The sequence below is a fragment of the Bifidobacterium biavatii DSM 23969 genome (genome assembly GCF_000741165.1).
Classification (GTDB): Bacteria; Actinomycetota; Actinomycetes; order Actinomycetales; family Bifidobacteriaceae; genus Bifidobacterium; species Bifidobacterium biavatii.
This window is the reverse complement of record NZ_JGYN01000014.1, coordinates 25,369-51,548: the sequence shown is the minus strand read 5'-3', so window position 1 is coordinate 51,548 and position 26,180 is coordinate 25,369. Positions and strand designations below refer to the sequence as shown.

The following is a 26,180-nucleotide window of genomic DNA, read 5'->3' as shown; positions in this document are numbered from 1 at the left end:
GGCTGACGCGGGCATGCTCCCCTCGACCGGCACGGTCGGCGACTCGTACGACAACGCGCTGGCGGAACGCACGAACAACACGTACAAACGCGAGCTGATCTGGGTCAACAAGCCCTACCGGAGTGTGGCCGAGCTGGAGTATGCGACGATGCGGTGGGTCTCGTGGTACAACTCGAAGCGACTGCACGCCTCCCTGGGCTACAGGACACCGGAACAGGTCGAGAACGAGTATTATCAAAAGCAGATGGCACAAGCCGTCTCATAGCAGAGACGGAACAAAAATCAGGCCACTTCATTTCGCTTGTTGCTCCAACGTGTAGTGTGGCCTTCACTGTCGAGTTCGGCCACAAGCTTGGCTTTCGCGCAGTAGAAGTCGACGATGTATCGGCCGATTAGGGTTTGCCGTTGCCAGCGCAGGGTGTGAGTGCTTAGGAACCGGTACCAGAGTGGCTCTTCGTATTTTGGCGTGTAAGGATTGTTGACCGATGGCGTGTAGCTGAGAGTGTGGGCATGGACGGTATATGTACGCGGCTTATGAGCGTGTTTAATGACCCGTTTATGCCCACGCTCCCGTATATGAACCGGATATGCCCACGATCATCACCACGATCATCAGACCAAATGATCCGATTTCCACCCACACTCGGCACGGATCCGATCTTCGATCCGGTTTTCTTATATGGAAAATGACCCGTTTATACCCACACCCGGTATTCGACGGGACCGATCCGTCGTGCCTGCCGGACGTGGTGTGGGTGGGAACGGCACATTATGGGCTCTGGGCTCTTTGCATTGTGGTGTGGTTGAGCTGTGTGGCGGGTCGCGCAGTCCAAAGGTATTGGAATCGCGCTTGCGCGCGATGCTGTGCTTGTTGGCGGCACTGGCGTGCCGCGGACGCTCCCCCAGTCAGCCTGCGGCTGACAGCAACCTGCAATTACGGACAGCCTTCGGCTGACTGCTTGCTGGCTCGCTATCGCTCGCTCCTCGCCTAAAAACAGTCCACTGGACTGTTTTCTTAACGGCTCGGCCTATCCGAGGGGGCCGAGGCTACCGCCAGCATCGTGATGCGTTGAACACTCGCAAGTGCGGCGGCTGAGCCGTCGTCGGGAAACATAGCATTGCACGCGAGCGCAATCTCACAGCAACACAGCATCACGCGACAGCGTGATTCCGACACCACCAGACAACGCCCATACACACCAAAATGCGAAGAGCCCGTATGCGTCGGTGGATTCGCGAGGATGCAGTCTCATTCGCCGTCCTTAATGATTTTCATCATGCTAAAAAGCAGCATATATTGGCTGCCTCATTTTCAGTGTGCCGAACACAGTGGTGTCATGAAGAGTTGGTTCAGCAGCGACATTCGCACCACTCCCGTTCAGACGTGGTTTCCAGATCAACGATATACGTATACAATATGCTTTGTATACGTATAGGAGGTTTGTCATGACCAAACTCACGCTCAGCGTCGACGAGAGGGCCATCGAAAACGGAAAGGCCTACGCACATCGGCAGGGACGCACGCTGTCGTCGATCGTGGAATCGTATCTGTACTCGCTTGCAGCTCCGACAGGAGAGCGCGAAACATTGCCACCGTCCGTGCGCGCCCTTATGGGCATCGGCCGCGGACCGACTGACGAATCGGATTATCGCCGTCACCTGATGGAGAAGCACTGATGCAGCGACTGGTTGTCGACACCAATGTGTTTTTGGACGTCATACTGGAACGTGAACCATTGTGCGACGCATCGGCCCAGATTCTGGCATTGTCGTCGCGAGAGGGTTTCGAGCTGCTGATGCCGGCGCATAGCGCCGCAACCATCGCCTATATCGTGGAAGCGAACACTAAAAGCCGAGACAAGGCCCGCCAGGCTTTGTCTTTATGCCTAGGGCTCGCCCATGTTGCAGCGCTGGACGAGACGGCGATACTGCGTGGTCTGTCTTATGGCTTTAAGGACACGGAGGGCAGTTTCGTCGCCGCGATCGCAGAACGGGATCATGCGACGCATATCATCACAAACAACGTGAAGGATTTCGCGCTTTCGCCAGTCGAGGCCCTCTCCCCCGCTGAATATCTGAACCGCAATCCGTCATTGTTCTGACTTTCCGCAGACTTCCCGCAGTCCTATGCAGGGGCAAAACGTCACGTGCATGCCGCGAAACCTTAGAAACGTGCAATCTCAGGGCATCGCTAACCCTTAAAAACGTGTGATTTTCTCACCTTGCGAAACCTCAAAAACGTGCAATCTCAGCACCACACGAAACCTTAGAAACGTGCAATCCAGTGGTATGCTTAAACCTTAGAAACGTGCAATGCAAGGAGTTGACATGTTCCGCAGGAAGGCATACGACCGGTTGCTCGAGTGGAAGAAGACAAGCGCCGGACATACCGCCATGCTCATCGAGGGGGCACGTCGTGTGGGTAAGTCCACCGTCGCCGTCGAGTTTGCCCGCAATGAGTACGACTCGTACGTGCTGGTGGATTTCACGCGCGTCACCGACGAGTTCAAGCAGACGTTCCTTGACATGCGCAATGATTTGGATGGCTTCTTTCTGTACCTGAGCGCGGCGTTCGGCGTCAATCTGGTCCGTCGTAAATCATTGGTGATTTTCGACGAAGTGCAGCTGTTCCCGCCGGCGCGCGAGTTCATCAAACATCTTGTGGCCGATGGTCGTTTCGACTACATCGAAACGGGATCGCTCATCTCGATCAACGCCAACGTCAAGGACATTCTCATCCCGTCCGAGGAGGAGTCCATGACTATGGGGCCTATGGATTTCGAGGAGTTTCTGTGGGCGATGGGAGAAACCGCGCTTGCCACGATGATTCGGCATTCGTTTGATGCGGATACGGCGATGCCGGATGCGCTTCACCGCAAGGCTGGGCGACTGTGGCGCGAGTATATGCTGGTCGGCGGCATGCCCCAGGCCGTTGCGGCGTACACGCCGTCCCGTGATATGGCGGCAGCTGATCGCGCGAAACGTATGGTGCTCAAGTTGTATCGGGAGGATATCGAGAAATACGGTGATTTGGCCGCCAAACGCATTCGTGCCGTGTTTGATGCCATTCCCGGGCAGTTATCGAAGCATGAGAAGCGTTTGGTGTACACGCAGGTTGAGAACGGCTCCCGATCACGTGATTTTATGACGGCGTTCGCGTGGCTGCGTGAAGCGGCGACGGTCAACCTATGCGTGTTGGCGGAGGATCCGTCGCTGGGACTTGCGCTTAGCGCTGATGAATCCACGGTGAAATGCTATATGGCCGATACGGGTTTGCTGTCCACTATGGCTTTTTCCGCCAGCGGATCGTCCATGCCTGACGTGTACCGTCAGGTGCTGCTTGGCGCGGACGGAGTCAATGAGGGCATGTTGGCCGAAAACGCCGTCGCGCAGCAGCTTGCGGCGTCGGGGCATGATCTCTACTTCTATTCCAAGGCATCCAACGTCCGGGAGGAACGCATGGAGATTGATTTCCTCATCGTGCGCCCGTACCCGGATGCGGCCATGAAGCCACGTATCAGTCCAATCGAGGTCAAGTCCGGCAAACGGTATTCAACCATCTCGCTTGATAAATTCGCCGTCAAGTTCGCCGGTCGCATCGGCACCGAATACGTGCTGTATCCCCGACCGGCCACACGAGAAGGAAACCGCCGTTCCCTCCCGTTGTACATGTCATTCTGTCTGTAAATCGGCTCTTCGTATTATGACGCGACGCCATTATTGTCGGAGACAGTGGCAGTACCCAGCTTGCTTGTTATTCCGGTGGAGTGTCCGCCGCGTGGGCGACGGCGGCGTACGATGAGCCAGCGGACGATGATAAGGCCGAGGATGAATACGGTTGCCGCGACCGAGACGATGGCCGTCGTGTACGTACGCACCGGAGTGTCATAGTCGGTCGTATCCGGAGTCCTCGGATTAGGAATACGATGACCACGCACCAACAGACGATGCGTATTCACCCCATACGGGGTGCAGGTGACCACGGTCGCGTAATCCTTGCCATCCTCGATAGCGAGATTGTCGAGTTCATTCGGGAGGACCACGCTGATCTTGTCGACCTGATACGTATAGGTTTCATCCAACACGTGGAACGCGAACGTATCACCCTTCACCAGAGTATCGAGACCGGTCAGCAGCTTCGCACTGGGAAGACCAGTATGCCCCGAGACGACAGCATGAGTCGTCGCCCCACCCACGGGGAGCGAACTGCCTTCCAAGTGGCCGATCGCGATCTGCAACACGCCCTCATCCGTACCGTGGTAAACCGGAAACCGTACCTTCAATTTCGGGATGGTGACGTAGCCCATGATGCCGGTACCCGACACATCCAGGATCGACTCGTACTCCTGCTTCTGCTCATCAGTCAAACGCCAACGATCCGCAATCGAAGGCAGTTTCGCATTGTATTCGCGGGCGGCCTTCAACATCTCGGCCTTCTTTGCTTTGCTGAGGTCTTCGGTCTGTTCGATATACGTGGCCACCGCGCGAGACTGGTGCATCCGATTCCACCAATCCGCCACCGACGGATACGCAAGAAGCCCGATCCCAACCACAAGCACCACCGCGAAAAACGCGGAAATGATCGTGGAAATCACGTCAATCGGCTTCCGCTTCCGACTACGAGCAGCCATATCCACTGTCCTTTCCACGAGCAACGAGTGCGAGTGAGATACGAGAGAAGACCCTCCCCGACCGTTGGAATAGGAGTAACGAACGATCAGGGAAGGTCTGTTTTGTTGTTATACGGGCGATGGGATGGATAGGAGAACATGAGCACTCACGAGGTGAAGAGAGGTGAGGAATGTGAGTCCCCACGCCCATTCATGCCATCAAGACTTCAATTATTCGTTCCAGCCTCACAGCCGAAACAGGAACTCCCTTTCAGGAAGTAGTCCCTCGGTTTGATCAAAACCAGTGCCCGGCGCACGATTCCAGACACCGACTCCAACCATCACCGCGGGAAGCATTACATTCAGGCTGATTCAGGTAAATAGGAGTTGCGGCTTCGCGCTTCGCGCGCGGAATCGCACTGAGTGCGATGCAGTGCTGCCAGCGGCCTATGGCTGCGATCACTCCGCTTGCGCTCCGTGTAACGGAATCACGCTAACGCGTGATACTGTGCCGTTGGCAGCACTAGCGTGCTGCGACGCTCCCTCAGTCCGCCTACGGCGGCCAGCTCCCTCAGCCGAGGGAGCCTGCCAGGCCACCACAACCACCCCGGTTACCAAAGCTCAACCTCCAACCCAGAAAAACCTTCTGAAGCTGGCGGAGCTCTCGGCTCCCTCGGCTGAGGGAGCTGTCACGCGAAGCGTGACTGAGGGAGCGTCGCGGCCGCAGGCCGCCAATCAAACAGCATCGTGCGAAGCACGATTCCAACGCGCAAAGCGCAAAACCACTACCCTAATACTCGAATCAGCACACTCTTCAGTTATTCGCCTGATGCTTACGACGGACTCGCAGGACAGCCAACCCAGCCCCAGACAAGCCAACCGCACAAGCCGCAACAGTCGACACATTCGAACCAGTCTCAGCAGGCTTCTTGCCCTTATGCTCCTTCTTATCCTCGTGACCGTGATGATCATGATCACCCGGCTGATACGTGTTCACGACCAACACCTCAGTGTTCTCACGATCCACCAACACCGTGTAATGATCAGCAACCACCTTCTCCACGGTCCGCCACTCATGCTCAGCGGGAAGATCAGACCACTCATGCGTCCAATCGTTCGCCTCGTTCAACGAAACCTCGTCATAGATTTCCCCATCACGAAGCAACTGAACCGTGACCTTGGCGGGACGGGATTCACCGTCACCATCGTTCTTCCAAACCTTGGTGACCTTGAGCTTCGTCTTCTTCTCTTCCGGAGTCTGAGGCTTCGGACTGCATTCGGTCTTCGGCTGAAGCGTCACATCCAACGAACCCGAATCAGACGGCAACACCACCAGAGTGGAAGAAGCCTTACAGGTAAGCGAGTCACCATCGAAAGCGTCAACCGTCACCAGATACAATCCCCGCGACAGACCATTGAACACCGCAGTGCCAGTAGAGTCTGTAAGTTGATCGGCCTGCGACTTCAAGCTGTCGCGGGAAATGTACCCGGCAAGCGTTTCAGCCAACTGACGAAACGTCTCAGAATCCGCACCAAACACATTCCAATCCACGGAATAATCCTTGAACTGGGAAGTCGGCGTGAACCCATTATTAGCATCATTCCAGTCGGCCACATGAAAAAGATGAGCTTGAGCCCCAACGATGGGAGCATCATCATCCTGATAGTTCACCGTGATACTCCCCTTATCTTCCGCATACGCGGTAGACACAGGAAACACCACAGCAAAACCCGTTACAAAAAGAGCCAGTGAGCAGACCGCTGCAAGGACACTCGTCACCCAGCGCGCCCCCAACGCTCTCACGCTATGACCGCTCTCACGATCACCGTTTGCGTTAGCCAACATACGTCTCCCCACAGAGATCCCAAGAAAACAGAGAGACTCTTTGCTTCGCCCCGCCTCACAGCGAGGCGAAGCAAAGAACCCTTAGGAAATCCTCAAACGAGGATCATCAGACCACTATTCAGCGGTTGGAGAAGCGACGACGCAGACCGAACCACAGGCCCGCGGCGACGACGAACGCACCACCGAGAGCGTAGAGGATCACCGTGCCCATGCCACCGGTCTCAGGAAGGCTGGAACCCTTCTTGTTCACAATGGTCGTGGAAGCGATGGCCTGCTGGTGAGTGACAGAACCCTTACCGGTTTCCTTGATCACTTCATCCTTGATGCTCCAAGAAGCATCCGTCTTCTCGGTGTTCAGTTTGTCGCCCTTGGTCACAGCGGTCACATTACCCTTGTCATCAGTGGTGACAGTGCCCTTGTAGATGTTCAGCGTCAGATCTTCCGGATCCAGCTCTTTCTTGTCAGCGTCGTTGTTGTCGTAATCGGTGTCGTAGGTGGCTTCGACCACGAAGTACTGGTCTTCAGCCTTGTCGTAACCGAGCGGGACGGTGCTTTCCTCGAGCTTGTAGGTGCCAGAGTCGATTTGCTTCCACGTGAATGTGGTCGGCGTCTTGTCCTCATCAACTACTTTGTTGCCATCGTCGTCGAGCAGGTTGCCGTCAGCATCCTTATGATCCGCATCCGTAGTATCGGTAGCCTTCTTATACACCGGAGCGATCACGGAGACTTCCTTCCAGCCGAACTTGGCCGTTTCACCTTTCTTTGCAGTGTTCTCCCACTTGTACAGGGTGAAGCCGGCACCCTTCAGCGAGGTCGTTCCATCTTCGCCGACCTTGTTGGCTTCGATGGTGAAGGTGAAGACGGTGACCTTGTCCCACGGAGTGTGACCGGACTCGCCGTCACCCTCATTGTTCGGGTTGTTGGAGTAGGTGAGGCGGGCCTCGTTCGGGTTGCCCGGCTTACCAATGACGGCCTTGTCGTTCAGCTTAGCGGTGTAGTCAACCACGATACGGTCACCAGCGGCAACCTCAATCTTGTCACCGTTAGCATCGTAAAGATCCTTGACGTCCTTGAAGGCGATGTCGAAGGTATCACCGTCGGTCGTCTTATCGGCATCCTTGGTAGCACCAGACCACGTCACGGTGTAGTTGGTGTGCTCGACGCCGTCCTTCGTGCCCTTGGCAGGAATAACCGTTTCCTTGGTCTCGGTCTTCTCGCCTGCATCGGTCTTAGTGGTGACGTCGTGCTTTAGAGTCAGCTTAGCGTCGTCGTTGAAGGTCAAGCCCACGCTCTGCTTATCGTGGAAGGTCAGGTGGTACTTCTCGTAGGCGGCGAAGCGGGTCGCATCCTTCGGCAGGGTCGCGGTCAGCTGGAACGGGACATTGTCGTTCACATCGTAGTCGGCGCCGTCCTGCCAATCGGTCGGGTTCTTCGGAGTGGACTTATCAGACTCGGCGGCAGAATCGTTCTTCTCCTGCACCTTCTTGGTCAGGGTCGGCACTTCGCTCTTCGGAGCCACATTGACGTCGGCGACGAGCTGGAGGATGAACTCAGTGTAGGCGGACTTGGAGTTCTCATCGTTCACATCCTCGCCGGTAGCATCCTTGCCCGGCACAGTGGTGTTCAGCACGATGTAGTAACCGGCGTCAAGACCGGAGATCCTGTAACCGGTGATGTCACCGTCCTGATTGTTCTCATCCCTCAGAACCGGAGAGCTCTCATGACCCTTGTCAGTCGTACCCGCGGTTTCATCCGTCTTGTTGTTGAGGTGCTTGCCAACAACCTTGGCGAACGCCTGCATGAACTCGGAAGTCTTGTCAACCGTCGAGGTCTGGCCGCTGAGAACCTTAGCTACATCCTTCGCGTCCTTAGCGTCCTTGAACGGGTTGTACGTAACGGTCTTTTCCTGATCGCCTTCACCCTCGGTCTTGGTGAGCAGCAGCTTGGCGAGGTTCGTATCCTTGGTATCTTTATCGAGGCCCGTCAGCTCCTTCAGCAGTTCGGTTCCATCAACACCATCGCCCCACTCAATGTCGGACAGGGTCTGCCTGCCACTCTCCGTAGACAGGGTGCCAGAGAACACCTGATACGCCTTGTAGGTGTAGCCCTTCACCGTGTTGTTGATGGTGATGGAATACTTGGTGGTAGCCGCAGACGTCTCATCATCCGCGAAGGCGGTGGTGGGGGCGACGAGGCCGGTGACGAGCATCGCCACGGCCGCGAGAAGACCCAACAGGGCCTTGCCTAACTTCTTCATGATTACTCCTTTGAGTGATCTTCCTTGATTTGAATTGGGTTAAGTTATGAAAACTTGATTGGTGGCGGGAAGTCGGGCGTTCCGTAACGCTTGAAGTTTTCCCACCTGGTTCTGTGGCTTGAGGAGGATTTCTGGGATTGTGGAGTGGTGAACACTCCCCCAGTCAGCCTCCGGCTGACAGCCCCCTCAGCCGAGGGGGCCGAGAGCTCCGCCAGCTTCAGAAGGGGTTTTGAGTTATGTAGGGAGCGGCGACTGCTCGCCGGTAGGCGAGCTGACAGCACAGACTCGCCGATAGGCGAGACCACGCCGCGACAGCGGGGCTCCCTGGACTTGAGAAAGGGAAGGCTATGGGGCGCCTCCCTTCGGAGAAGAACCAGTCATGAGCGACGCCTCCTTGCCATGAAGGCCAAGCCGAGCGTCGCCACGAGGACTGCGAACGAACCCGCTCGCAGGAACATCGCCGTACCCTCGCCGCCGGTTGCCGGCAGTTCGGGGCCGTAAATGTTGTTGGTGAACGTGGCAATTGGCTTGGCAGTCTCGCCGCCATTCGCGTTGTTCGACTGATCCGAATTCCACGAGCCGACGGTCGCATTCGCGCCTTCGACAGAGGTACCGGCATCGGTCTTTTCACGAGTCATCGTGTACGACACTTTCAAGCCGGCCCACTTGCCGGACGAATCCTTGGCCTGCTCGACCGTTACGACCACCTTGTACACGGCCTGCGAATACTCGATGAACGGATCCGCGTTAGCCGGCTTCACCTCAGTGATCTTGTACGTGTACGTGTTCGCATATTTATTGCTCGCATCCGCACCAAGGTTGTTGGCGTTAAAGTGCAGTCCCTTGAACACACCATCCGCAGTGAACTTGCCGGTTTCATCGGGCTTAACATCGATCACGCAAGCGGTTCCGTGCTCAATGTCAGCGGACGGAGCGTTGCTGCAGTTGGTCGGAGTCGGGATTGCCTGTTGCGTATCGTTCCCGTACTTCTCCAGTTTGAACTGGAACGCCACCGGCTGGCCATCCGAACCGGTCGGCCAGCTTCCGCCGGTCACCGACTTCTTCACTGGAATCTCGGTTTCGACCGGAGTCAGCGAGTTGTCGATCTTGTTGCCGGTCAGGTCGTCGATCTGCACGGTCGACGCGGAATCGTCAACCTTGAACGTATACGAATCGCTCAGCTTGTCGTAACCGGTCGGAGCCACGGTTTCCGTCAGTGTGTACGTGCCCTTGGGCAGCTTCTTGACGGTGATCGTACCGGCCACGGTATCGGCCACATCCTGCAACGTGGTTCCGGAGCAAGCGGACGTATCGACGGTCGCATTGTCATCGGCAACGCAGTAGATCGCGGTGCCGCCACTGAGCTGAATCTTCCACTGCGAACCGGCGAGCGCGAAGGAGTGTTTCGCATCCTGCTTGTACCACGTCACTTCGGTCGGCTTGTCGTCAATGTACATGACGCCGTTCACCAGTCCAGCCTGGTCACCGTCCCAAGTCGGCACACCGTTGACGACGGTGAACTTGTACACGGTGGTGTTCAGCGTGTAGCCGTTCGGAGCGACGGTTTCCTTCAGCTCGTACGTACCGTCGGCCAAATCCTTGACGCGGAACATACCGGAGGCCGGGTCGATGTCGCACAGGTATCCGGTCGCAGAGCAATCGAACGCAACGGCCTTCCCGTCTTGCTGACCGGCATCCGTTTCTGCAGCGTCAGTCATCCGCTCGGCAGTCGTCTCAGCCGCGTTCGTCTCGTCAACGTCAGCGATCACCGCATCAGTGGCATTCTCGACGGTCGCAGCATCGTCGGCATCGTCGGCGGCATCAGCCTGCGCATCGTCCATGCCGGCAGCCGCAGTCCTCGTCGTCGCGCGCACCGTGCAGTCGGGCATGTCGTCGGTGCCGGAGGCGTTGCTACCGTCCAGCACGATGACCGCACGGCTGTTGAACTTGATGTCCGAACCGGTACCGGCCGGATACCATGAGCCGCCGGCGTTGTTGTTGCCTTGATTGACGATCTTGAACGCCGTATCGTTGCCCTGACGGGGAATACTCACATACATCCAGTCGTCGTTGCACTCGCTGGCCGTCATCTTCGCGTACGACCACGCCGCACCAGTTCTGCCGTAGCCGATGTAGTAATCGTCACCCCAGTTCGGATACGTCTTGAGCACGACGCTCTTCTTGACGTACACGAGCGTTTCGGTACTGTCGGTGACGCGCACGACGACCGACGTCTGCTTGTCACCGGCGTACACGGTGATGGTTGATACGCCCACGGATACGGCCTTGATCAGACCGTTTGCAGTGACCGTTGCCACGTCCGGGGCGGATGATTCCCACAGCGCGGATACTGTGGTGCCGCTCTGCGATTCGACGACGGCGTCCAGCTGGAGACTGCCGTCTTTCGCCATGTCCAGCGTGCTGTTCGCAGCCACGACCTGATTGCCGTTCTTAATCGTAATGCCGGTCACGCTGACGCTGCTGACAGTGACGGTGATCGAGTCAGACTTGGTGTCGTCCGCAACGGCAGTGGCCTTGATGACCGTGGTGCCGGGCTGCTTGGCGATGACCACGCCGTCGGCGGTGACGCTGGCGACGGTTTCGTTGCTGGATGTCCAGGTCACGTCGCTGTCGTTGTCGGTTGTGGTGTTGTCACGATAAGTGATCTTGGCCTTGAAGTGCACGCTCGAAGACTGGTTCATCGAGTGCGTGGCGCCCGCGTCGGCGTTGGTGGACGCGTTGAGGATGTCGACCTTGATCAGGGAACGGGTGTTGTCCTTGATCGTCCACGTTTCGTCGTCGTTGGGACTGTTCGTACCCTTCTTAGTCAGCTGCCATTCGGAACCGGGCAACGGGGTCTTGTTCTTGTCGCCGTTCTCGTACTTGGCCCAGCGGACGGATGCACCGGACGGGGTGTTCGCGATGTTTTCGCCTGCCGTCGGCTTGTAGATGGTTTCGCCGCCGGCTCCGGCCTTGATCTCGTACACCGTATCGGAAGCCGTGTAGTTGTCCGGGGCCTTCAGCTCCTTGATGTAGTAGGTGGCATTCGGCATGAGGTTGCGAACGGTGATCACACCTTCTGTGTAATCGGAATCGTTGCTGCCGTTGTCATCGACCACCAGCAAGGCGTTCTGGTTGGCCTTTGCCTCAGCCTCAGTCTTGTAAATACCCCATTCGGAGCCACCGATCTTCTGCTGAGTGTTCGCATCGACCTTGTTCCAGCCGATCACCGCGCAGTTCTGGGTAAAGTTGCCAGACCAAGGAAGGTTGTGACGTTCCTGATCCATGTTGATCACGGATGTGGTCTTGCCTTCGGAGGTCTTCAACTCGGTGCCGTTGATCTTGATCGTAGCGCTCTCCGGGTTGTACATGGAGAAGTCCACGCCGACCCACACACGGCCGTTCGTGCTCACGTGCGATTCGAGGCTGCCGTTCGGTACGAGGATGCTGCCAAGGAAGGCGGCGGCAGGATCGTCTGTGGTGGTGACGTTGTTGTAGGTTCCGTTATCGGTCGCCTTGTTCTCGTTGACGTCGACCTGCTGGACATTCTTGATCGTGAGCGTGCCAGTACCCTTGCCGCCGAGAATCGTAACCTTCGAAGCGTCAGCGAAGTTCCATATGACCGACTGCGCGGCGTGCGCGTACTTGTTCTTGACCTCGTCGCCGGCCTTGGTACGGTAGCCCTCCGACACGTCAGTGCCGTTCCACCACACACGCCAACCGTTACGGAATGTGATTTCGCTGTTGTTCGCACCGGTCACGTTGATGACCACGGACGCGTTGGCGGGAATGTTCGTGAACTCGAACGAAATGCCCTGATCACCAGACAACATCGATGCGGGAAGACTGAAAAATTGCATCGAGGACTTGTTGTCACCGTTGAACGTGATGACCTTTTCGGTCTGGCCTCCATTGAACTGGAAGCCATAGGAAGCCCACTGATCACTGACATCCCAGTTGTATTTGCCGCGCCATACGCCGTTCAATGATTTCTTGCTGCCATCGTTGCTCTCGCTCGCGCTGGCACCGGCGGTGTTACCCAGTGCCAGAGTCTTGGACAGCGTATCGATTGTCTCGTTGTAGTCCGAATAGTTGTTGGTGTACGACTTGTTGTCGTCATCAGTGCCGGTGACCTTCATCGCTTCGTCATACGACTTGTTATCGGAGTTATCATCCTTGTACCAGTGGCTCTGCTGGCCAACCACCGCATCATGCCTGTTATCGGACTGCCACTTGCCCATCGTGCCGACGATCTGCGACGTGTATGCAGGGCTGGAGGTGTTGACGTCGTAGTTGTCCTTAGATTTCCATTCCGCAGACTGGCCGGTCCATGCACCCTTAGTCCACGCGCCGACATTGGTGTTCACGTTGCCGGTTCGCATGTTCTTGATGGCGGAATTCTTGCCGCCGACAACCAAGGCGGCACCGCTCTTCGGGCGGAACTGCGCGCCAAAGCCAACGGTACCGAAGCGGAAACCAGCGGAGTTCCGATTGCCATCGTTATCTTTGATGCGCCAGCTGTTGTTCAGGGGGTTCATTGCCAGCTTGCCGTTGACAACAGTCAGGCCTTCGGCCTCCACTGCGTATGAACCGTCAGGCGCATTGCCGTCTTCCAGATATTCGCTGTTGTTATTGTTTGCACCGATATACATATCGCGGCCGACATATGTGGCCACACCGGTGTCGGTGGTGCTCTTCGTGATGTCGTCGCCAAGGTTGATGTTCGTGGGCGTGCACAGACCAGCTGCGTCGGAACCACTGGTGCTGTCGGTGGCGTAGGCGGAGATGGGGGCGGTGATGATGCCGGCAAGGGCGGTGCCGAGCATCATGGAGATGGCGAGGGCGGACGCGGCTAGGCGACGGGTGTAGGTCCCTGCCACGGTACGGGTTGTGAATCCCTGCATTGCTCTCTCCTCCGGGCTTTCGATTCGCTCTGCCGCCCTCGGCTTGTTCTGCTGTCAGCCCGAACGCGCGACCGCTGCGAAGCGCGTTCTTGTTGTGCGTCGATGCGTCGGCGTTGACGTTGGACCGTGCATGTCGTCCGATGGTCGGTTGTTGTCCAACCACGGCCGGCATACGTTTGCAAGATTGGTACTTCATCTCTTGTGGAGATGAAAACTTCCTCACCTGCGATGGTCACTGTCTGCCTACCGCATCTCCTTGATGCCCAACCATACTGCGAACGCTTTCAGTCTGCAAATCAAGGAAACATCAGTCTAGAAGATTGCAAGAAAAGGCATCGTTAACAATGGCGGAAATACGCCGCCGAAAGATACCCCAACCATCGGCGTGTCTTGATTACGCTTGCAAAATGCAAGTATTATTCATGGTCAGGGAGTGAGATGGGCGGCAACACTGGTGCGAGAATCTGATATGGACGATTCCGTTGGATAGCGGAATCGCGCTGCGCGCGATGCTGTGTTGTTGGCAGCACTGGTGTGCCGCGGACGCTCCCCCAGTCAGCCTGCGGCTGACAGCCCCCTCAGCCGAGGGGGCCGAGGCTCCGCCAGCATCGCAGTGCGTCGAACACTTATCGTGGCGGCAGCTACCGCTGCCGCTGACGGCACAGTATCGCGTGACGGCGCGATTCCGATCGCATCGCGCAGCAACGCGATATTGAGATTGCACTACCTCGCAGTCTCACGACAACATGGCATCGCGCATAGCGTGATACCAAAAACAACAGGAATCTCGGCACATACGCGCCGAGATATGAAGAGCCGGTCACTCGCCGGATTCGGCGCTCATCCGGTAGAACGCCGCATGTTCTCGGAGATACTCGCGCAAGTAAGGAATAGCGAAATCCACTTTTCCGTATCCCTTGTTCTCAATGACCTGCGCTTCGAGCAGACGGGCACGATAATTGCCCGCATAATTCACTCCCTTGCCGAGACGTTCGGCGATCACGGAAGTAGAGGACGGCCCATCATCCTGTGCCATGGCCAGCAGATACGTTCGATCAACGGACGACAACCCGTCCAATTCCGGACCATGAACGGTCTCGCCCAAACGAGTCAAAGCCTTGCCGATACCTGCCTGAGCATCCTCGATGGTGACCTCAGGATCATCCGGATGATTCCTCCTCGCCTGACTCCAAACGTAATAACCAACAAGCTGGATCATGAAAGGATATCCGAACGTGGCCTCCGTGGCCGCTTGCAAAGGATCCCCAGCCAAGATCATGCCCGTTCCTTCAAAAGTATCCCCGAACGATACCGCCACCGCAGACAAAGGAACATCCCTGAGAGCATGAGGCTCCGCACGGCGCATGAACGTGGTCGCATCATTGTTCAGCCATTTGGAAGACATGGAAGGCAGTCCAGCGAACACGAGAGCGTAATTCCGATTCTCCACGTTCATGGCTTGCGCGGCATTGGCTATGGCGATCATGTCGTTCTTATCCACCGCCTGAGCCTCGTCGATCTCGATGAGCAGGCCGGCGTCTCGTTTCTCCAGTCGACCGATTCGTTCCCTCATGGCACCGGCCAGCGTCAAAGGCATCTGCTGAGGAGACTCATAATGATAAGCACCAAGACTTCCCCCGATGAGCCCCGCCACATTGACGCTCGGATTCAGCGTGAAATCATGCCTTCCCCGAGCCGGCGGCTGCAATTGCGCAACCAGCCTGGCGCACAATCCCTCGGAGGCCGATTCGCGAATGACCTCCCAACCCCGAGCACTGGCGACCTCGGCGAATTTCGACAGCAGCACCGTCTTGCCGATGCCTCGTGCTCCGGTGACACGCATCAGACGCGAAGGCGCCCCCGGGCCGTTGTCCAATCCTTCGACGAAATCGTCAATGTCATCGTCGCGCCCGATCAGGAGCGGCGGAGCATAGCCGGCACCGGGTTTGAACGGATTCTGTTTCGTCTTGTTCATAAGGCGCCCTTCATTCGTCAAATTTCATAAATTTCATAAATTATAAAAAGTATAAAACATTTCACAAGCGGCATCAGGCCCGAGGCGCACGACGACCAGCGTTCATATGCATATGCACGAGAGTCGAAAACCGGCGAAGGACCGCGACACCGCGCAGCGCGTTCGGAGGGTGAGGCGCGGCGGGCGCACGGGCGACGCCGCAATCTATGCTGGAACCATCAACGCTTACCGATAAGGAGCACACTCATGGCAAACGAACGCACCGCATGGGGCTGGGGCCTCGCATCCGTCGACGCAGCCGGCACCACGCTGGACGTCTGGTATCCGCAGCTGACTCTCGGCGACGCCCCGGCCGAAGCCGACCGTCCCAACCACAACTTCGGCGCACTCGCGCACGACAATGCCGACGCGCGCGGCGTCCGCCGCATCCCCGTCTTCACCGTGTCCGACCTCGACGCGCCCATCGCCGACGCGGCCGACGCGTACCTGCGCCTGCACCTGCTCTCGCAGCGACTCGCCAAGCCGAACACGCTCAACCTCGACGGCATCTTCGCGCAGCTCGCCAACGTCGTATGGACCAACTACGGCCCGTTCGCCGTCGACGACTTCGCGCTGCGCAAGATCGACGTCGAATCCGCCGCCATCACCGCAGCCGAAGCGTTCGCCGCGCAAGTCGGACTGCCGCACGCCGCGCCGGCCGCGCAGGTCAACGTGCTCTCCGTCGACAAGTTCCCGCGCATGATCGACTACGTGACCCCCACCGGCGTGCGCATCGGCGACGCCGACCGCGTCCGCCTCGGCGCGCACCTGGCCGAAGGCACCACCGTCATGCACGCCGGCTTCGTCAACTTCAACGCCGGCACGCTCGGCGTCTCCATGGTCGAAGGCCGCGTTTCGCAGGGCGTCGTCGTCGGCAACGGCTCCGACATCGGCGGCGGCGCATCCATCATGGGCACCCTGTCCGGCGGCGGCAAGCTGCGCAACTCCATCGGCGAACACTCGCTGCTCGGCGCGAACGCGGGCATCGGCATCTCACTCGGTGACAACTGCGTCGTCGAAGCGGGCCTGTACGTGACCGCCGGCACCAAAGTCACCGTCTACGACAAGGCCAAGGTCGCGGCCGGCGAACCGCTCGACGTGGTCAAAGGCGCGGACCTGAGCGGCAAGGACAACATCCTGTTCATCCGCAACTCCGTCAACGGACGCATCGAAGCGCGCTACCGCAAGACCGGCATCGAACTCAACGAAAAGCTGCATAAGAACTGATTTCGTCAGTCTTATGCAGCCGTCGCGGCACAGCCGCTCCCCTCACCTACAGACGATCCATCGGATCGTCCGTTTAACGGCTCGGCATAAGAACTAACTTCGTCAGTTCTGCGACTTGAGATACTCGCCCAAATGGGGCACGGCAAATTCCAGCTCACCGTGCCCCGACGGGCGGATCAGCCGGTCCTTGATCAGAATCGCACGATACTTGCTCACCCAACTGCGACTGCGACGCACACGCGACGCAACATCGGCAACCCGCGTCGAACCGGGCGCATCCTGCGCCATCGCCTGCAAAAACAATCGTTCCGCACCGGTCGTGCCATCCAGCGCAGGCGCGCAAACGGCGTCGTCGAACGCCAGCAACGCATCCGACAATCCAGTTTCGACATCCTGCGACGAAATCACGCTCGAACCGCGACGCTGCGCTGACTGCCACATGTAATATCCGATCAACTGCACCATGTATGGGTACCCGTCCGACTTGCGCGCGGCCTCAAGCGCATCCGATTCGCTCATCGACTTACCGGACGCGGCCACCGTCACAAGAAACGCATTCTTCACATCAGGCAGTGGCACATTGTCCAACTCGCGGCGCATCGCGCGACGCAAAAACGTCGTCACCTCATTGTCAAGCAGATCGTTCACCATGTACGGCAGGCCGGCAAACACAATGGCCACGCCCTTCTTGTCAGCCTCCGGAACATCACTCTCATCACTCTCGGCCGTCACATGCTGAATGGCCGTGGCGATCGCAACCAGATCCTCGCGAGACGCGGCCTGCGTTTCATCGATCGTGATCAGCACGCCCTTGCCCTTGCCAACTTTCCGACTGGACAGGCACTTATTCAACGCATTGCGCAACGTCAACGGGTTGGATTCTGCGGAAAACCGAGCCTGGCCAAGACTGGCGGTTGCAACTCCGGCAATACCGACGGATGGGCTGAAATCCGCCTGTTCCAACTTCATGCCCGACGGCGACAACGCTTGCACAAGACGGGTGACCAAGCCTTCCGATGCGGTTTCCGCAATCGTTTCCCATTTGCGAGCCTTGGCGATACGGCGAAACTCGGTCAACATGACGGTTTTGCCGAAACCACGCTGACCAGTCACCAGCATGATGCGACCCGGCGCACCGACTCCATTATCCAATGCTTCGGAAAAATCATCGATCACCGACTGACGTCCAATAAGAATCGGCGGCATCTTGCCAGCGGTGGGTTTGAACGGGTTCATGGTGCGGTGACCTTCCAGACTTGTTTAATGCTCAGGCTTTTGACGCGCGTGCGGGGATGGTTGGCTGGCCCTTCCGTATGCACACCGTTATACATGAAGATACATCAAATTGCACTAAATTACACCAAGTTACACTAAAGTGCACGAATGCACACCAAATTACACCATATCGCACTCGCCGCAATGGCTCGCGTCAGCGAACGACGGTGTTCGCCGACGCGAGAGAAGAATAGCTTCGCCGGCACGGGGCCGAGGATGGAAGATCACCGTTGCCGAGGATCGACCGTCACTGGCTGGTGCCGGCATCCGATACGGTCCCGCCACGGAATGCCGCGCATGCATTATCGCGCTTGGGAACCACCTCAGCCGAGGCGCTACCGCCGGTCGGCGATGGGATTGATCGGATGATTGTTCTGAGCGGCCGGGACCGGGGCCCAGATGATGTTGTTGGTGGCGTATGCGACCGGACGAATGATGTCGTACATGGCGTTTCTCCTTTTGGGATCGATGGTTGGTGCGATGGGGCCGGCACGCCGACCCGTCGAACGCAGGATCCAAAAGGTCGGACGCATGGCCAAACCGCATGGTCAGAACGCGCTTTTGGCACGTCCCACCATCCACTATACGATCATCCGCTTGCATTCGCATCGTGTGTCTGCTCACTGCAAATGTCTTGCGATCGCCGCCATCAGAACGCCGCCATCATCCATCCACCGTGACATCAACCCCGGTACCATCGACCTATCGGGGTTGAAGCCACGCTACACGGGCGATCTGCGTGACATCAACCCCAGTACCATCGACTTACCGGGGGCAATGCCACGCCACACAGGCGATCTGCGTGACATCAACCCCAGCATGACCGACTTACCAGCAACAATGACACGCAACGCACCCCAAGTCGGCACCGTGACCGGCGCAAACCAGCGCAAACCGACATCAACCGGTTTGCGGCACAACCGGCTTCCCGCCAACACCGCCATCAGAACGCCGCGCGCCCCGGAACCGAAGCAAGCAACTCCTTCGTGTAGTCGTCCTGCGGGTTCAGGAACACGTCCGACACCGCACCGCTCTCCACGATCCGCCCGTGATTGATCACGGACACGGAATCGGCGATCTCCGCCACCACGGCCAGATCGTGCGTGATGAACAGCATCGACAGGCCGAGCCGTTCGCGCAGGTCGCGCAACGTTTCGAGAATCTGCGCGCGCACGATCACGTCCAGCGCGGACACGGCCTCGTCGAGCACCAGAATCTCCGGTTCGAGCGCGAGCGCACGCGCGATCGCGACACGCTGGCGCTGGCCGCCGGACAGCTCGTCCGGGTAGCGGCCGAGCAGGTCCTCGTCGAGCCCGACCAGTTCGAGCAGGTGCAGAATCCGCTCGTAGCGCTCGTCGGCGCTCCACTGGCGGTGATGCACGGCGAACGGTTCGAGCAGCGTGCGCTGCACGGTGAACTGCGGGTCGAGCGACGCGTACGGGTCCTGGAACACGATCTGGATGTGATGCGCCTGCTCGTCGAGTTCCTGGCCGCGGATGTCCCAACGGTTGCGGCCCTGGATGATCACGTCGCCGCGGGTCGGCTTCTCGAGCCCCATGACGATCTTCGCGATCGTGGACTTGCCCGAGCCGGATTCACCCACGAGCGCCCGGCATTCGCCGCTGCGCACGGTCAGGTTCACATCGTTGGACGCTTGCAGGATGCTCGCGCCGTGACGGTTGAAGAACCAGCCGGACTGCTTGAGCGGATACTCCTTGTACAGGTGGCGGATTTCGAGCACTTTCTCCGCGTCCGTGAAGTCAGCAAACTTGCGGTCACGAATCGCGGAAAGCTTCGGCACGGCTTCGAGCAGGTGCTTCGTGTACGCCTGCTTGGGCGCGCGGATCACCTCGTCAATCGAGCCGGTTTCGACCTGGTCGCCGCGGTAGAGCACGCTTACGCGCGTACAACGGTCGGCGACGAGCCCAAGATCGTGCGTGATGAGGATCAACGACGAGCCGAGACGGTCGGTCAGGTCCTCGAGCAGGTCGAGGATCTGCTTTTGCACGACCACGTCGAGCGCGCTGGTCGGCTCGTCCGCGATGATCAGCTTCGGCCGGGCGAGCAGGGCGAGCGCGATGAGCACGCGCTGTCGCATGCCGCCGGACAGCTGGTGCGGATACTGCTTGAGCACGCGTTCGGCGTCGTTCAGGCCGACTTCGCGCAGGCGGTCGGCGGCGAGCTTGCGCCACGCGTCACGGCCGTCCTCGCGCGAGACGAGATGATGCGTGCTGATCGTTTCGCGGAAATGGTAGCCGATCGTCCACACTTCATTGAGCGAGAGCATGGGGTCCTGCGGCACGTAGCCGATCTGCGCGCCGCGCACCTTGTACCATTCGCGCGTCGGCAGGCCGATGAGTTCGGTGCCGTCGAGTTTGATCGAACCGCTTACGTTCGCCTTGCCGGGCAGCAGGCCCATGATCGCGTTGGCGACAGTGGACTTGCCGGAGCCGGATTCGCCGACGATCGCGACGCGCTCGTTCGCTCCCACGCTCAACGAGAACGATTCGACGGCCGGCTTGTCCGTGCGGCCGTGCGGATAGGCGATGCGCAGATTGGTGATGTCGAGTGTCATCGGCTGTCCTTTCGAGAACCGAAGGCGTTGCGGATCGCTTCGCCGAGGGAGATGAACGCGAGAACGGTGAGGGTGAGCGCCAGCGCGGGCCACAGCATGATGCCCGGGTTCACGCGCAGCACTTTCTGTCCGTCGGCGATGGCCTTACCCCAGCTGGGGATGTTCGGCGGTAGGCCGATCGACAGGTAGCTGAGCGACGCTTCGGCCGCGATGAGGCCGCCGATGCCGATCGTGGCGACCACGATGATCGGCGCGATGATGTTCGGCAGGATGTGCGTGAGCAGGATGCGCCCGTTGTGCACGTGCAGCAGGCGGGCTGCGGCGATGTACTCTTTGGTGCGCACTTCGAGCGTGGCGGAGCGTGCGATGCGCGCGGTGTTGGTCCAGCCGAAGAAGATCAGGATGGCCGACAGCGTCCACACGTTGCGGTGTTCGGTGACCTGCATGGCGACGATCGCGCCGAGGATGAGCGGGATCGCGAAGAACACGTCGGAGATGCGCGAGAGCAGCGCGTCGACCCAGCCGCCGAAATACGCGGCGACGATGCCGATGATCACGCCCACGGCCGTCGCGCCGAGCGACGAGACGACTCCGACGGTGAGCGACGCGCGTGCGCCGTACGCGATGTTGGCCATGATGTCGCAGCCTTGCAGGTCGGCGCCGAGCAGGTATTCGCCGCCGGCGGGCGCGCGCGAGTCGCCCAGATCGCAGTGGTCGGGCGTGTGCGACGTGAACAGCGACGGGAAGATCGCTAGCACGAGCAGGAACGCGATGATCACGACGGAGATCCAGAACAGCGGCGAGATGCGCAGGCGCAGCCATGCCTGGCCGAAGGAGGAGTACGATTTGCGCGGCTTGTTCGCGCCGGTTTTGGCGGCGTTCGCACCGGCGTTGGAGCCGCTGTTGGCACCGGGGCGCGCGGACTGCTTGACGTTCGGCTCACTCATGGGCGCCGTACCTCACTTTCGGGTTGAGGACCGCGTACAGCAGGTCCACGAGCAGGTTGACCGTGACGAAGATGATGACCAAGACGCTCACGAGCGAGACGGTCGGCGCGGTTTCGCCGCGGATGATGTGCTGGTACACCTGCTGGCCGAAGCCGGGGATGTTAAACACGGATTCGGTGATGATCGCACCGCCGAGCAGGCCACCGAACTCGGTGCCGATCACGGTGACGATCGGGATGAGCACGTTACGCAGCACGTGCGCGAGGCCGATGCGCCACTCGTGGATGCCGCGAGCGCGGGCCGCCTTGACGTGGTCGGAGTTGAGCGCGTCCACCACGCCGGAGCGGGTGAAGCGGATCAGGAACGCGATGGATCCGACCGCGAGCACGAGCGCGGGCACAACCAGTTCGCCCCACGTCGCGAATTCGGATACGGTCGGCTTCATCCAGCGCAGCTTCACGCCGAAGAAGTACTGCACGGCGAACGCGAGCACGAACGACGGGATGCCGAGCAGGATCATCGTGACGGTCATCACGACCGAGTCGAATCCGCTGCCCTTGCGGCGGCCAGCGACGAGGCCGACGAGCACGCCGATCACCGTTTCGATCACAATCGCGATGATCGCCAGACGCGCGGTGACGGGGAACGCGGTCGCGATGACCTCGGTGACGGGCCGTCCGGCGAACGTGGTGCCGAGGTCGCCGTGGAACACGCGGCCCAGGTACAGCGCGTACTGCACGAGGAACGGCTTGTCGAGATTGTATTTCGCGGCGATCGCGGCGCGGGTGGCGGCGTCGAGCGTCTGGTTTTCGCCGGCGAGCGCCGCGACCGGGTCGCCCGGCATGGCGTAGGCCAGCGCGTACAGGAGCAGCGTGGCCACGAAGATGACCACCACCGCCTGTGCGAGTCTGGAGAGAATGTAGCGTGCCAATGCTGCTCCTGTGCTTGTGTGCTTGATTGCTGAGGTTGTTGTTGCTGTTGCTGTTTGCGTTTGCCGCGTAGCGTGCGGCGAGGCCGCGTCTATTCTTCGGTGACGAACCGGCGGATGTCGGCCGATTCGCGGATGCGACTCGCGTCGTCGACGTAGATCATGTGACCGGAGTCGAATTCGCTGACGCGCACGTTGCCGCGCAGTTCCGGTGGGATCTCGAGCAGTGCGACGTCGCTGATCATGCCCCAGAACGGCGTGCACAGGTCGTAGTGGCCGACCTGGTACAGCACGCGCAGCGTGCGGTTCGTGCGCAGCGCCTTGGACAGTTCGGGCAGCACGTGGAACGGGTTGCGGCGGTGGTTCTGCGGCACGTTCCACGGTTTGACGCGCGTCGTGTCGATCTCGTAGCTCAGGTCGTTCTCGTAGCCGACTTCCTGGCGTAGGTACGAGTTGATGCCGGCCGCGAACGCGCCGCGCAACACCTGGTCGGCGGGGTCGCCGGCCGGGGTCTCCCCCAGTCCGTTGCGATCCCAGCCGATGAACCGGCCGTCGTTGCGGCCGACGACGCGGCTTTGCGAGCGCAGCAGTTCGGCGCGGAACTGCGCCGGCGTGACTTTGAGGTCGGCGCGGTCGACGAACGCTTCGTCCAGGCCGGTCAGGCGCGAGTAGGTGGCGATGATTTCGCGACGCTTGTCTTCGGTCAGGCGGTGGCCTTGGTTGAGGGCCCACAGGTAGTCGGTGTCGGCGAAATGCTCGGCTTCGGCGAGCACGTCGTCGAGCGTGCGGTCGGCGTTGAAGCCGTGATAGTGCGCCACGGCCGCGTAGGTGGGCAGGAACGCGTGGTTGCCAAGGATCGTGCCGGGCGCGAAGTCCATGCGTCCCAGCGTGATCGGCGAGGAGATGAGGATCAGGCCGGACAGGTAGATGCCGTAGCGGATGGCGAGACGGTCGGTGACGGCGCTGCCACGCAGCACGCCGTACGATTCGCCGGCGATGTATAACGGCGAGTTCCAGCGGCGGTTGCGGGTGATCCACAGGCGGATGATGTTGGTCATCGCTTCCACGTCGACGTCCGCATCGTGGTACTGGTCGGCGGTTTCGCCAGTGGCGACGCGCGAATAGCCGGTGGAAATCGCGTCGACGACGACTAGGTCGGCGAACGCGAGCGGCGAGTCGGGATTGTCGCGCAATTGGTACGGCGGGCGCTTCGGCGTGACGCCGTCCTCTTTCACCACGTCGACGATGCGCGGGCCGAACAGGCCGAGGTGCAGCCATGCGGACGAGCTGCCGGGGCCGCCGTTGAACAGGAAGATGACCGGGCGTGTGTTGTCGCCGTTCGCGGTGCGGTTGTCGTTGGCCTCGTCGGCGACGTACTGGGTGAGGAAGACGCGCGCCTTGACGGTGGCGTCCTCGGCGAGCGGGCCGCCGATGTTTTCTTCGGTCAGGTCGAAGTAGCCGGCGGTGACGGTGTAGTCGAGGCTGGCGCCGTCGCGCGTGACGAGGGTTTTCTTGGCGCTGGCCGGGGTGAGGCGCGCGGCGAGGTTCGGGTCGGCGATCGGTTCGGCGGCCGGCTGCGTGCGGCGGTCGTATGCTTCGTAGTCTGCGTCTGGCATGGGTGGCTCCTTGGTGGCTGCGCTGTACGGTTGCGGTGCTGCGCATGAGCGGACGGACCCGGTAGCGGGTCCGTCCGCCGTTGCTTCGGTGATGGATCGGTTACTTCTTTTCGACGAGGTACAGCGTGCTGCCGAACACGTTCGTGTGCACGTTGGAGACCTTGGTGGAGTAGACGCTCGGGATCTTCGTGTACCACAGCGGGATGGCGGGCAGGTCCTGGAACAGGATCTCCTGGGCCTCGTTGAACTTCTCGTTCGCGGCGTCCGTGTCCTTCTGCTGCCAGCCTTCCTTCAGCTTGGCTTCGAAGGCGTCGGACGTCCATTCGGAACCGGAGTTTGCGGAGCCGGACGTGGAGTACACGTTGCGCAGCATGTCGTCAAGGCCCGGGTTGAACGGGATTTCGGAGGCACGCCACGGGCCGGTGAACTGGTGGTCGGCGCGCTTCTGCAGGAAGTCGGAGAACGTGGTGGTCGGCTTCGGGACGGCGTTGATGCCGAGGTTCTTCTTGATCTGGTTGGCCACGGCCTCGACCCACTGCTTGTGGGCGCCGTCGGCGTTGTAGTAGATCGGCAGCTCCTTGGTGTAGCCGCCCGCCTCCTTGAGCAGCGCCTTGGCCTTGGTCACGTTGAAGTCGAGCACGTCGGAGCCCTTGATGGAGTCGCTCCAGCCGTTCAGGCCCTTGACGGTGAAGTCCTTGGCGGGCACCGCGTAGCCGTTGAACACCTTGTCGACGATCTCCTCGCGGTTGATGGCCAGCGAAATCGCCTGACGGACCTTCAGGCCGTTGCTGCTCTTCCAGAAGTCATCCCACATCGGGAACGTGATCGTGGTGTTCGGGCCGGTGATGACCGGCTCGACGAGACGGTCGCCGAAATCGTCCTTCGCGGTCAGCAGGTCGGCACCGCCGGGCGAGGTGATGTCAAGATTGTCGGCAAGCACGTCCTGGTAGGCGGCCGAGCTGTCGGTGTAGAAGCGCACATACAGGCCGGTGTTATGCGGCGTGCGGTTGCCCTTGTAGTACTTGTTGAGGTCGAAGTACGCGCCGGTGGCCTCGTCGACGGCCTGGCGCAGCTTGTACGGGCCGTTGCCGACCGGGTTCTTGCGCCACGCGTCAGGATCCTTGAAGAACGAATCGGGCAGCGGGTAGAACGTCACGGAGGTCAGCAGGTTCACGAAGCTCGAATACGGGCTGGTCAGTTCGACGGTGAACGTGTAGTCGTCCACCTTCTTGAGCCCCTCGAACTCGGTGGCGGTGGCCTTCGAGCCGTCGGACGGGTGCAGCTTGTCGTATCCCTTGATGACAGCGAGGTCGCCGGACGCGATCTGCGCGTTGGCGATGTCGGCGCCCCACGTCCACGCCTTGATGAAGTTGTCGGCCTTCACCGGCGTGCCGTCGGAGAACTTGCGGTCCTGGTTCAGCGTGATCGTCCACGTCTGCTGATCGTCGGACGTGATCGACTTGGCGACCTCGTTGCGCACCTTTCGCGTGTCCGGATCGACGTCGACCAGGCCGTCGAACAGCTGCCAGACCAGCGTCTTCTTGCCGGACTCCTGCGAGTTGGTCGGGATCAGGTCGCCGCCGGGCGCGGTGCCGGAAACGCTGACCGGATTGTACGCGGCGGTGGACGTCGAATCGCTGCCGCTGCCTTCGGCGGCTGTGGACGCGCCGCAGCCGGCGAGCACGCCGCCCAGCAGCGCGCCGGCGGCGAGCGCCGCCAGCGCCTTCTTGATCGTGTTCTTGGTGGTCATCAGAGTCTTCCCCTCTTGTCGTGTGCCCTTGACCGGAGCCTTGTTGGTCTTGCCGATCCCCATGCGGTGGTCGGCGGTCCGGCGGAGGCATCCCCTTGCGGATGGCTCACACACTATCGGAAGAACGAGGGCAAAAGTACGGCGTGGCTATACGCTCTGCTTATGGCGTGGTCATAAACCCCTTGTTTTCCAATGGTTTCACGCATATGGCCGGCTACATAACCGTTCCTT

Annotated in this window: 16 protein-coding genes and 2 pseudogenes; 5 read left to right on the top strand and 13 right to left on the bottom strand. The window is 59.7% G+C overall.

All coding sequences use genetic code 11. The features are described from left to right. Positions 1–291 (top strand): annotated as a pseudogene (locus tag BBIA_RS05925) (integrase core domain-containing protein); the annotation flags it as partial. Here BBIA_RS05925 and BBIA_RS15220 read toward each other — a convergent pair. Beyond that, positions 283–549 (bottom strand): DUF559 domain-containing protein, encoded by a 267-nt coding sequence (locus BBIA_RS15220; protein ID WP_152600622.1) that lies wholly within the window; start codon positions 547–549, stop codon positions 283–285. The pseudogene BBIA_RS05925 and the gene BBIA_RS15220 sit on opposite strands and share 9 nt — an antisense overlap. Before the next feature lie 897 nt (positions 550–1,446). Between BBIA_RS15220 and BBIA_RS05920 the strand changes: the two genes are divergently transcribed. The 3 genes from BBIA_RS05920 (at position 1,447) to BBIA_RS05910 (ending at position 3,687) form a co-directional block, all read left to right on the top strand. Next, a complete protein-coding gene (locus BBIA_RS05920) occupies positions 1,447–1,677 on the top strand; it encodes a DUF6364 family protein (RefSeq protein WP_033495215.1) in 231 nt (76 codons plus the stop codon). After that, a complete protein-coding gene (locus tag BBIA_RS05915; RefSeq protein ID WP_033495217.1) occupies positions 1,677–2,102 on the top strand; it encodes a PIN domain-containing protein in 426 nt (141 codons plus the stop codon). Before BBIA_RS05920 ends, BBIA_RS05915 begins: the two co-directional genes overlap by 1 nt. A gap of 226 nt (positions 2,103–2,328) precedes the next feature. After that, positions 2,329–3,687 (top strand): ATP-binding protein, encoded by a 1,359-nt coding sequence (locus BBIA_RS05910; protein ID WP_033495219.1) that lies wholly within the window; start codon positions 2,329–2,331, stop codon positions 3,685–3,687. 14 nt (positions 3,688–3,701) lie between these two features. On the opposite strand, the gene BBIA_RS05905 is transcribed toward BBIA_RS05910, so the two are convergent. The 6 genes and pseudogenes from BBIA_RS05905 to BBIA_RS05885 all read right to left on the bottom strand — a co-directional run bounded on the left by BBIA_RS05905 (position 3,702) and on the right by BBIA_RS05885 (position 15,592). Beyond that, positions 3,702–4,631, bottom strand: coding sequence for a class C sortase (locus BBIA_RS05905; RefSeq protein WP_051923847.1), 930 nt, complete (start codon positions 4,629–4,631; stop codon positions 3,702–3,704). Positions 4,632–5,424: 793 nt separating this feature from the next. Then, positions 5,425–6,456 (bottom strand): Cna B-type domain-containing protein, encoded by a 1,032-nt coding sequence (locus BBIA_RS05900; RefSeq protein ID WP_033495221.1) that lies wholly within the window; start codon positions 6,454–6,456, stop codon positions 5,425–5,427. Positions 6,457–6,574: 118 nt separating this feature from the next. Next, on the bottom strand, positions 6,575–8,713 hold the full coding sequence (locus tag BBIA_RS14860) for an isopeptide-forming domain-containing fimbrial protein (RefSeq protein ID WP_035138133.1): 2,139 nt from the start codon (positions 8,711–8,713) through the stop codon (positions 6,575–6,577). A 377-nt stretch (positions 8,714–9,090) separates the two neighbouring features. Beyond that, a complete protein-coding gene (locus BBIA_RS15215; RefSeq protein ID WP_420796688.1) occupies positions 9,091–12,000 on the bottom strand; it encodes a SpaA isopeptide-forming pilin-related protein in 2,910 nt (969 codons plus the stop codon). A gap of 285 nt (positions 12,001–12,285) precedes the next feature. Continuing rightward, positions 12,286–13,365: pseudogene (locus BBIA_RS15210) on the bottom strand (choice-of-anchor A family protein); the annotation flags it as partial. Between the two features lie 1,072 nt (positions 13,366–14,437). Next, positions 14,438–15,592: an ATP-binding protein gene (locus BBIA_RS05885; protein WP_033495225.1), complete on the bottom strand. Its 1,155-nt coding sequence runs from the start codon at positions 15,590–15,592 to the stop codon at positions 14,438–14,440. 246 nt (positions 15,593–15,838) lie between these two features. Between BBIA_RS05885 and dapD the strand changes: the two genes are divergently transcribed. Beyond that, complete coding sequence (gene dapD, locus BBIA_RS05880) at positions 15,839–16,858, top strand: 2,3,4,5-tetrahydropyridine-2,6-dicarboxylate N-succinyltransferase (RefSeq protein ID WP_033495227.1); 1,020 nt, start codon at positions 15,839–15,841, stop codon at positions 16,856–16,858. Positions 16,859–16,960: 102 nt separating this feature from the next. Here the strand turns inward: dapD and BBIA_RS05875 are convergent, their stop codons facing one another. The 6 genes from BBIA_RS05875 to BBIA_RS05850 form a co-directional block, all read right to left on the bottom strand. Further along, entirely contained in the window at positions 16,961–18,094 is a 1,134-nt protein-coding gene (locus tag BBIA_RS05875; RefSeq protein WP_033495229.1) for an ATP-binding protein, read from the bottom strand. A 982-nt stretch (positions 18,095–19,076) separates the two neighbouring features. Next, positions 19,077–20,708: a dipeptide ABC transporter ATP-binding protein gene (locus BBIA_RS05870; protein ID WP_033495231.1), complete on the bottom strand. Its 1,632-nt coding sequence runs from the start codon at positions 20,706–20,708 to the stop codon at positions 19,077–19,079. Then, the gene (locus tag BBIA_RS05865; RefSeq protein ID WP_051923846.1) at positions 20,705–21,655 is read right to left on the bottom strand and encodes an ABC transporter permease; all 951 of its coding nucleotides are present in this window, start codon (positions 21,653–21,655) and stop codon (positions 20,705–20,707) included. Before BBIA_RS05865 ends, BBIA_RS05870 begins: the two co-directional genes overlap by 4 nt. Continuing rightward, positions 21,648–22,586, bottom strand: a complete 939-nt coding sequence (locus BBIA_RS05860) for an ABC transporter permease (RefSeq protein WP_033495233.1) — start codon at positions 22,584–22,586, stop codon at positions 21,648–21,650. Before BBIA_RS05860 ends, BBIA_RS05865 begins: the two co-directional genes overlap by 8 nt. 89 nt (positions 22,587–22,675) lie before the next feature. Beyond that, entirely contained in the window at positions 22,676–24,199 is a 1,524-nt protein-coding gene (locus BBIA_RS05855) for a S10 family peptidase (protein WP_033495235.1), read from the bottom strand. 100 nt (positions 24,200–24,299) lie between these two features. Beyond that, the gene (locus BBIA_RS05850; RefSeq protein WP_160268259.1) at positions 24,300–25,949 is read right to left on the bottom strand and encodes a peptide ABC transporter substrate-binding protein; all 1,650 of its coding nucleotides are present in this window, start codon (positions 25,947–25,949) and stop codon (positions 24,300–24,302) included. Between the last annotated feature and the right edge of the window lie 231 nt (positions 25,950–26,180).